At 73.4% G+C, this 8734-nt stretch carries 7 protein-coding genes; 3 read left to right on the top strand and 4 right to left on the bottom strand.

The genetic code is table 11. The features are described from left to right. Nucleotides 1–53: 53 nt before the first annotated feature. From AB0F11_RS36500 to AB0F11_RS36515, 4 genes are all read right to left on the bottom strand, one after another. Nucleotides 54–1397, bottom strand: coding sequence for an ABC transporter permease subunit (locus AB0F11_RS36500; RefSeq protein ID WP_362183689.1), 1344 nt, complete (start codon nucleotides 1395–1397; stop codon nucleotides 54–56). Nucleotides 1398–1408: 11 nt separating this feature from the next. After that, a complete protein-coding gene (locus tag AB0F11_RS36505; protein ID WP_362183692.1) occupies nucleotides 1409–2743 on the bottom strand; it encodes an extracellular solute-binding protein in 1335 nt (444 codons plus the stop codon). Nucleotides 2744–2825: 82 nt separating this feature from the next. Then, nucleotides 2826–4508 (bottom strand): glycoside hydrolase family 13 protein, encoded by a 1683-nt coding sequence (locus AB0F11_RS36510; protein WP_362183694.1) that lies wholly within the window; start codon nucleotides 4506–4508, stop codon nucleotides 2826–2828. A gap of 242 nt (nucleotides 4509–4750) precedes the next feature. Next, a complete protein-coding gene (locus AB0F11_RS36515; protein ID WP_362183697.1) occupies nucleotides 4751–6043 on the bottom strand; it encodes an ABC transporter substrate-binding protein in 1293 nt (430 codons plus the stop codon). Between the two features lie 177 nt (nucleotides 6044–6220). On the opposite strand from AB0F11_RS36515, the gene AB0F11_RS36520 reads away from it, so the two are divergent. From AB0F11_RS36520 to AB0F11_RS36530, 3 genes are all read left to right on the top strand, one after another. Continuing rightward, complete coding sequence (locus AB0F11_RS36520; protein WP_361914397.1) at nucleotides 6221–6727, top strand: PadR family transcriptional regulator; 507 nt, start codon at nucleotides 6221–6223, stop codon at nucleotides 6725–6727. After that, complete coding sequence (locus AB0F11_RS36525; RefSeq protein ID WP_362183700.1) at nucleotides 6724–7551, top strand: ABC transporter ATP-binding protein; 828 nt, start codon at nucleotides 6724–6726, stop codon at nucleotides 7549–7551. Before AB0F11_RS36520 ends, AB0F11_RS36525 begins: the two co-directional genes overlap by 4 nt. A gap of 2 nt (nucleotides 7552–7553) precedes the next feature. Beyond that, nucleotides 7554–8734 (top strand): ABC transporter permease (locus AB0F11_RS36530; RefSeq protein ID WP_362183703.1); only part of this gene is annotated, 1181 nt, incomplete at its 3' end.

The raw sequence follows: 8734 nt of genomic DNA on the forward strand, positions 1-8734 counted from the left end.
CCGGCCCGCCCCCGTGCGCGGGAGCCGTCGGCCCTCGACGGTGGTGTGGCTGCTCATGCTCCGCTCCTTCGGAAGCGCCGGATGTTGAAGACCATGGCGGGGACCACCAGCAGCAGGAGCACCACGCTGAGCGCGCTCCCCAGCCCCTGGTCGTTGCCGCCGCCGAAGGAGACCAGCCACATGCGGGTGGCCAGTACGTTCGCCTCTTCCTGGACCGGTCCGGGCGCGATGATGTAGACGAGGTCGAAGACCTTCATCACGTTGATCACCAGGGTCACGAAGACGACGGTGAGCACCGGCGCCAGCAGCGGAACGGTGATCTTGCGGAAGATCTGCGCCTCGCTGGCACCGTCCATCCGGGCGGCCTCCAGCGCGTCGCGCGGGATGGCCGAGAGGCCGGCGCCTATCAGGACCATCGCGAAGCCGGTCCACACCCACAGGTACGCGCCGATGATGGCCGGTGTCACCAGCGCCGGGCCGAGCCAGTCCACACCCCGGTAGGGGGCCGCGAAGTTGGCCGCGGGCAGCCGGACGGTGTACTCGCCGTCGGCCAGTCCGGTGAGCCGGAACGATCCGTCCTCGGCGGCGGTGGCGGTCGCGGCCACCCGGCCGTCCCGTACGGCCTCGACCGTCATACCGGGCAGGCCCTTCTCGCCTGGGTCGACCGTGCCGGGGGTGCCGGCGCCGCCGGGGGCGAAGTCGAGGTAGACGAGGCCGGTGATCGAGCCCGCGCCGGGCGCCGGCGCGGCCGCGGCCCGCGCGCCGGCCGGGAGGGCCTCGGGGGCCACCCCGACGAGGCCGAGGCTCACCGAGCCGCCGGGGCGGACGGTGCGTTCGGTGCTGTACGGGCCGCCCGGCCCGCCCGCCAGCCCGTGGTGCTCACGGGCGCGTGCCGTCGGGTACGCGGCGGAGTCGTGGAAGGCGTCGTGGACCGCGACGACCGCCGCGTTGAGCACGCCCCGGTCAGGGTTCTGCTCGTAGGCCAGCCGGAAGATGATGCCCGCGGCGAGGAACGACACGGCCATCGGCAGGAAGAGCACCAGCTTGAAGGCGGTCGCCCAGCGCACCTTCTCGGTGAGCACGGCGAGCAGCAGCCCGAGGCCGGTCAGGAGGGTCGGGGCGACGACGACCCAGAGGGTGCTGTTGCGGATCGCCTTGAGGGTGGCCGGGTCGCGGACGATCGCCGCGTAGTTGCCGGCTCCGACGAACCGGTCGCCGCCGGCGTCGAAGAGGCTGCGGCCGACGGAGAAGACGACGGGGTAGACGACGAGTGCGCCGAGCAGCAGCAGGGCCGGCAGGACGAAGACGACCGCGAGGCGGCGTTTCCTCCTCAGGGCCCGGCGCCGCGGGTCCGCCGCGGCGCGGGCGCTCAGGGTGGCAGTGGCAGTGTCAGCCATGGGGGGCCGCCTCAGTTGCCGTAGGCCTTGGCGGCCTCGGCCTCGAGCTTGGCGGCCGTGCCCTGCGGGTCCGAGGGGTCGCGCAGGAAGTCCTGCAGGAGCTTCCACTCCCCCGCGCCCTTGGTGCCGCCGAAGGCGGCCGGGGCCTGGTCGGACATGTCGAAGCGGACCGAGTCGCCGGCCGCGACGAGCGACTGCGCGGTGGCGCGGGCGGTGTCGTCGCCGTACGCGGAGAGGTCGACCTTGGTGTTCGGGGACAGGAAGCCGCCCGCGCCGGCCCAGACCTCTGCCGCCTCGGGGCTCGCGAGGAATTCGAGGAGCTTCATCCCGGCCTTGGTGTTCTTGCCCTGCTTGAGGACGACGGCCGCGTCACCGCCGCTGACGACCGGGGCCTTGCCGCCGTCGACGGCCGGGAACGGGAAGAACTTGGCGTCCTTGCCGGGTGCCTTGCCGAACTGGTCCTTGGCGACGCCGCCGACGAAGTCGCCCTCGTAGACCATGCCCGCCTTGGGCGCGGGGCCGAAGACCCGCTCCACGGAGGAGGGGAAGTCGGTCTGCAGGGCCGTCTCGGCGCCGCCGGCAACGAGCTGCTTGTCCTTGAACAGCTCGCCGAGGGTGGTCAGTGCCTTGACGACGCTGTCGTCGGTCCACTTGAGCTTGTGCTGGGCGAGCTGGTCGTACTTCTCCGGTCCGGCCTGGGAGAGGTAGATGTTCTCGAACCAGTCGGTGAGGGTCCAGCCGTCCTCGCCGGCTATCGCGAAGGCAGGGCGGCCGGAGTCGGCGAGGGTGCGGCCCGCCTTCAGCAGGTCGGCGTAGCTCTTGGGCTCGGCTACGCCGGCCTGGGTGAAGGCCTCGGGGGCGTACCAGACGGTGGACTTGTGGGCGGCCTTGAAGTACAGGCCGTAGTAGGTGCCGTCGACGGTGCCGTAGTTCTTCCACACGGGGGCGAGGGTGGAGCCGGCCGTGGTGGCGGCCCCGTCGGACAGGGGCTGGAGCCAGCCCGCCTTGGCGAACTGCTGCAGGACGCCCACCTGGGGGACCATCACGACGTCGGGGGCGTTGCCGCCCTCGATCTTGCTGCCGACGAAGGTGGAGACGTTGTCGCCGGAGGGGACGAAGACCGTCTTGGCGCCGGTCTTCGCGGTGAAGGCGTCCAGGACCTTCTTGAAGTTCTTCTGCTCGCTGCCGGTCCAGACGCCGGCGACGGTCACGGTCTGGCCGTTGAGTTCGCCGCCGGATGCGGGTCCGGTCGTACCGCCGCCGCAGGCGGTGGCGGCGAGGGCGAGCAGGAGGGCGCCGGACGTGGCGGCCGCGGTGCGTCGGGGCGTGGTGCTGGGTCGTCGCATGAGGGGTTCCCTTTCGAGGAGGTCGGAGGGTGCGGACCGGCTGCGGAGGGGGTTCGCGGGGATCGCGCCGGCAGGGGCGGGGTCAGGGGGTCGGGCAGTCCGCCGTCCACCAGGCGGCGGTGGCGGGCGGCAGCACACCGTCCGGGCAGGGTCCGCTGGCGAGCAGCGGGGGCCCGGCGACCGGGGCGGGTACGGGCTCCGTGCCGAAGTTGACGGCGCAGACCAGGCCTTCGCCGCGGGCGATGGCGAGGACCTGCGGGGGTGCGTCCAGCCAGCGCAGGGTGCCGTCGCCGAGCTGCGGCAGGCTGCGCCGCAGCTGGAGGCCCTCGCGGTAGAGGTGCCAGAAGGAGCGGGTGTCGGCGACGGCGCGGTCGGTGGCGTGCTCGGCGAACCAGGCGGGCTGCGGCAGCCACGGCAGGGCGCCGCCCGCGCCCTGGCTGAAGCCGAACGGGGAGGCGTGCCCGGACCAGGGCAGCGGCACGCGGCAGCCGTCCCGGATGTGCTTGCGGCTGCCTGTGCGGTGGAAGATCGGGTCGGTGAGGACCTCGTCGGGCAGGTCGAGCACCTCGGGGAGGCCGAGCTCCTCGCCCTGGTAGACGTACGCGGCGCCGGGCAGGGCGAGCATCAGCAGGGCCGCGGCGCGGGCGCGGGCGGCGCCCAGTCCGCTGCCCTCCACGCCGGGCTCGCCCGCGTAGCGGGTGACGGTGCGGACCTGGTCGTGGTTGTTGAGGACCCAGGTGACGGTGGAGCCGGTGCCGGCGATGTCGCGGATCGCCTCGGTGATCGTGGAGCGGAAGGCGTCGGCGTCCCAGGGCGCGCTGAGCAGGTCGAAGAAGAACGCCTGGTGCAGTTCGTCGGGGCGGACGTACTCGGCGTGCTCGCGTGCGGTCGGTACGGACACCTCGCCGACCAGCAGCCGCTCGTGGCCGTCGCGGGCGGTGTACTCCTCGCAGACCGCGCGCCAGCGGCGCCACACGCCGTGCACCTCGGGCTGGTTCCAGGCGAGCTGGTTGACGGCGTCGCGGGCCCGTTCGTCGGCCCCGGGGTCGTCGGAGTCGGGCAGGTCGGGGTGCTTGAACAGGCCGGCGGCGACGTCGATGCGGAAGCCGTCGACACCGCGGTCCAGCCAGAAGCGCAGCACCCGCTCGAACTCGTCGCCGACGGCCGGGTCGCGCCAGTTCAGGTCGGGCTGCTCGGGGGTGAAGAGGTGCAGGTACCACTCGCCGGGGGCGCCGTCGGGCCCGGTGGTGCGGCTCCAGGCGGGGCCGCCGAACATGGCGCGCCAGTTGTTGGGCGGCTCCGCGCCGTCCGGGCCGCGGCCGGGGGCGAAGTGGAACCGGGAGCGGGGGGCGCTGCCCGGCTCCGCGGCGAGCGCCTCGCGGAACCACGGGTGCTCGCTGGAGCAGTGGTTGGGGACGATGTCGAGCAGCAGCTTGAGCCCGAGGCGGCGGGCGTCGGCCACCAGCCGGTCGAACTCGGCGAGGTCGCCGTAGACGGGGTCGACGTCGCAGTAGTCGGCGACGTCGTAGCCGTGGTCGTGCTGCGGGGACGGGTAGAAGGGGCTGAGCCAGATGCCGTCGACACCGAGCTTCCGGAGGTAGGGAAGCCCGGCCCGTACGCCGGCCAGGTCGCCGATGCCGTCCCCGGTGCTGTCGAGGAAGCTGCGGACGTAGACCTGGTAGATCACCGCGTCGCGCCACCAGGAGTCGGGGGTGGTGGCCTTGCGGGAGGGGTGGCCGATGTCGGCCGGAAGGGTGCTGAGCATCTCGCGTCGACCTGTTTCTGCTGAATGCGAGAGCGCCCTGATCAGGTGCGCTGTCAGGTGCGCTGTTATGCATGCATGTTAAGTAGCGGTGACTGGAAGGTGTCAACGATGTGCCCGGAAAGAACCCAAAGCTGGGGTGGTTTGTACCGAGACTTCCACATGCAAAGCGAAGGGCCTCTACTTAACATGTAAGTAGAGGCCCTTCGGGGGTGCCGCTATGAGGGGAGGCGGAAGCGGTGCGCTCAGCCCTTGCGGGAGATGGCGCCGAGCTCGCGCGTGAGTCGCGCCACCGCCTGCTCGGGTGTCTGGCGCCCGGCCAGCAGGTCCTGCGCCACGGCCTGCACCGCCAGGCTCACCTGGTCGTACCGCGGGCTCTTGGGGCGCGGCACCGCCGACAGCACGCTCTGGCGCAGCGTGGGCAGGTACGGGTGGGCGCGGATCAGCTCGGGGTCCTCGTACAGTGCGGCGCGCACCGGCGGCAGCGAGCCGCGGGTGAGGACCTGCCGCTGGACGGGCTCGCTCGTGAGGTAGGCGATCAGATCGGCCGCGGACGCGGGATGGCGGGCGTGGCTGCTGACCGCGAGGTTGGAGCCGCCGAGCACGCTGGCGCCCGGCCCGTCCGGTCCGGGCAGGGGCACGGCCCCGAACTTGCCGGCCACCTCGGATCCCTCGGCGCCGGCGTCGGCGTACACGTACGGCCAGTTCCGCAGGAAGAGCAGCCGGCCCTCCTGGAACGCCCGCCGGGACTCCTCCTCCTTGTAGCCGAGCGCCGCGCGGGGGATCCAGCCGTCGCGGACGCCGTCCGCGAGGAAGTGCAGGCCGGCGCGCGCGGCGTCGGAGTCCACGGCCACGTGCGCACCGTCGTCCCGCAGGATGGATCCGCCCGCCGAGTGCACGGCCTCGGTGACGTTGACGGTGAGCCCTTCGTACGGCAGGAACTGGCCGGCGTACCCGTCCATCCCGTACTTGGGCGCGATCGTGCGGGCCTGGCGGGCCAGTTCGGCCCAGGTGCGCGGCGGCGCCTCGCCCTCGCGGTCCAGGATGTCCTTGCGGTAGTAGAGCAGCCCGGCGTTGGTGACGTACGGGACCGCGTACAGGCGGCCGTCGAAGGTCGCGGTGTCGACGACCGGCGGCAGGAAGGCGTCCAGCGGGAAGCGCCTCCGCTCCAGCGGGGAGATCCATCCGGCCGCGGCGAACTCCGAGGTCCAGGCGACGTCGATGTTGAGCACGTCGAAGCGGTGGCTGCCCGAGCGCAGTTCGCTGATCATCTGGGCCCGGGTCTCGTCGGCCGAGTCGGGCAGTTCGACGAGGGTGACGCGCTCTCCGGGGTGGCCCCGGTTCCAGTCGTCGAGCAGCGGGGAGAGGTAGCCGGTGAGATCACCGGCCGTCACGAGCGTCATGGGGCCGCGGGCGCCGGAGGCGACCGCTTCGGAGTCGGCCGCCCCGGAGTCGGCGCGGACGCCGAAGCCGGCGTGGCCCGCCAGCACCACCGCCGCGACCAGGAGAGCTCTTCCCGCGGCACGCATCCACCGCATAGGTTCCTCCCGTGCACGCTCCGGCTGCGCGCCGACCGGCCGCCGAACATTGGGGCCTATATATACCTGTTAGGCATGGGCGATACTAGAGGTCCAGGTGGGAAGGCCGGACGGCGCTGCGACTCGGCCCCTGCCCGGTGAACGGTTGACTACGGAGCGGGAAGGAAGGGGGAGCGAGTGCGGCTGCCGCTCCTGGCACTCCTCACCCGTGGCCCGGCCCATGGTTACGAGCTGAAGCAGGACCTTGAGAAGCTCCTGGGGGCCGCGTACCCTCAGCCGAACGTCGGGCAGATCTACGTCACCCTCGGCCGGCTGGAGAAGAGCGGTCTGATCGAGGGCGAGGACGTCGAGCAGTCGGGCCGGCCCAACAAGCGCACGTACCGGTTGACGGACGCCGGCCGCGAGGCTGTGCTGGCCTGGTTCGAGGACACCGCCGAGGAGCCGCGGGTACGGGACGAGTTCTTCATGAAGCTCGCCCTCGCGCCGCAGTCGGGTCTGGCCGACCCGATCGCGCTGATCAACAAGCAGCGGCGGCAGTACCTGAACACCATGCGGGACCTGTCGAAGCTGGCCGCGGCCGAGGACCGCGACAACAAGATCTCCCAACTGCTGATCGAGGGCGCCATGCTGCACCTGCAGGCCGACCTCGACTGGCTGGAACGCTGCCAGGAGGAGCTGGAATGAGCAACGCCGCCCACACCGCAGCCGCTCCTGCCGTGCCGGACGTGCCCGTCGTGCGCACCGTGGGCCTGGCCAAGACGCACCACGGCGAGGGCGGGCCCGTGCACGCCGTGCGCGGGGTCGACCTGACCGTCCGGCCGGGCGAGTTCGTCGCCGTCACCGGGCCGTCGGGGGCCGGCAAGTCCACGCTGCTGCACCTGCTCGGAGGGCTCCAGCGCCCCGACGGCGGGGAGCTGTGGCTCGACGGGCATCGGGTGGACGGGTACAGCGAGGCGCGCTGGGCGGTGCTGCGGCGGCGCAGCATCGGCGTCGTCTTCCAGTTCTTCAACCTGGTCTCGAACCTCACCGTCGCCGACAACGTGGAACTGCCCGCCCTGCTCGCGGGCGCCTCCCCGAGGGCGGCCCGCGACTCCCGCAGCGAACTCCTCGCCGAACTCGGCCTGGAGGGGCGCGGGCGTGCGATGCCCGGGGAGCTGTCGGGCGGCGAGCAGCAGCGGGTCGCGCTCGCCCGGGCGCTGGTCAACCACCCGGCGCTGCTGCTCGCCGACGAGCCGGCCGGCAGTCTCGACAGCAAGGGCACCCGCGAGGTGCTGCGGCTGCTCTCGCGGTTCCACCAGCGCGGGCAGACCATCGTGATGGTCACCCATGACGCCCGGATGGCCAGCGCCGCCGACCGCGTCATCAGCTTCTTCGACGGGCGCATCGCCGACGACGCCCCGCTCGGCGACGGACCGCTCGGCGACGGGCGGACCGGCAGCGGGCGGCGGGGCGACGGGCGGCGCGGGGCGGCCGGCGGCGTGTCCGGCGTACTGGAACTGAAGGACTGACCGTGCGGGCCACGCTGCGCTGGGCGCACGCCGACTTCCGCGCGCACCGCGGCGAAGCCCTCTTCGTCGTCCTGGCCAGCGCCGGGATCATCGCCTCGCTGCTGCTGGCAGGCGCCCTGTTCAGCTACGCCGCGCACCCCTGGCAGCGGATCTTCAACCAGTCGCGGGGCGCGCACATCTGGCTGCACACCCGCGGCGGGGCGCACACCGACGCCCTGGCCGGTCTGGACGGGGTCACCGCGGTCTCCGGGCCGTTCCGTACGGCGGCGACCACCGTCGAATCGCGCGGGGCGCGGGCCGGGGTGACGCTGCGCGCCGCCTCGTCGGAGCCCCCGCAGACAGGGCGGCCGCTCCTCACCGCGGGCAGCTGGCTCGGCCCGGCGGACGGCGAAGCCGGGGGGGCCGGCGGGGCCGGCACCGTCGTACTGGAGCGTTCCGTCGCCCGGGCGCTGTGGGCCGAGCCGGGCGACACGGTGCGCGTCACCGGCCCGGACGGCGCCCCGCACGCCCTGCGGGTGAGCGGCATCGCGGAGGCGGCCGAGCCCGGCTACCAGCCGGGCGGTGCCCCGGGTGTCGGCTGGGTACCCGCCGGCACCCTCGACGCGATCGCCCACGGGGACACCGGGCAGAGCGTGGGGCTGCGCCTGGCGGATCCGCAGGACACCGACTTCCTCGTGCAGCGGGCCGTGACCGTCCTCGGTGCCGACCGGGTCGCCCGGGTCACCACGTGGCGGCAGGCGCAGGCAGAGGCGGGCGGCGACGACCGGCTCCTGGGGCGGATGTTCGCCGTCTTCGGGCTCGGGGCGCTGCTCGCGGCAGCGCTCGCCGCGTCGGGCGCGATCGCCGCCCGCGTCCGCGGCCAGCTGAGGGACATCGCCGTCCTCAAGGCCATCGGCTTCACGCCCGGCCAGGTCGTGCGCGGCTTCCTCGTACAGCATCTGGCCTTCGCGGTCCTCGGCGTGGCCCTCGGCACGGCCGCGATCGCCCTGCTGGGCTCGCGGATACCGGGGCGGATCGGGGACGCGGCGGCGCTGTGGCAGGGCCTGCCGGGCCACAGCGCGCTGATGATCGGCGTCCCCTGCGGGGCGCTGCTGCTGATCGCGGCTGCCACCGGGCTCGCGGCCTGGCGGGCCGGACGCGTGCCGCCGGTGCCGGTGGCCCGGGCGGCGCTGCCGTCCGCCGC

The organism is Streptomyces sp. NPDC032472 (assembly GCF_040636955.1).
Taxonomy (GTDB): Bacteria; Actinomycetota; Actinomycetes; order Streptomycetales; family Streptomycetaceae; genus Streptomyces.

What these genes read in the sequence shown, in the direction of transcription:
- AB0F11_RS36500 (WP_362183689.1), bottom strand. Translation starts at nt 1,397, where the DNA reads ATGGCTGACACTGCCACTGCCACCCTGAGCGCCCGCGCCGCGGCGGAC.
- AB0F11_RS36505 (WP_362183692.1), bottom strand. Translation starts at nt 2,743, where the DNA reads ATGCGACGACCCAGCACCACGCCCCGACGCACCGCGGCCGCCACGTCC.
- AB0F11_RS36510 (WP_362183694.1), bottom strand. Translation starts at nt 4,508, where the DNA reads ATGCTCAGCACCCTTCCGGCCGACATCGGCCACCCCTCCCGCAAGGCC.
- AB0F11_RS36515 (WP_362183697.1), bottom strand. Translation starts at nt 6,043, where the DNA reads ATGCGGTGGATGCGTGCCGCGGGAAGAGCTCTCCTGGTCGCGGCGGTG.
- AB0F11_RS36525 (WP_362183700.1), top strand. Translation starts at nt 6,724, where the DNA reads ATGAGCAACGCCGCCCACACCGCAGCCGCTCCTGCCGTGCCGGACGTG.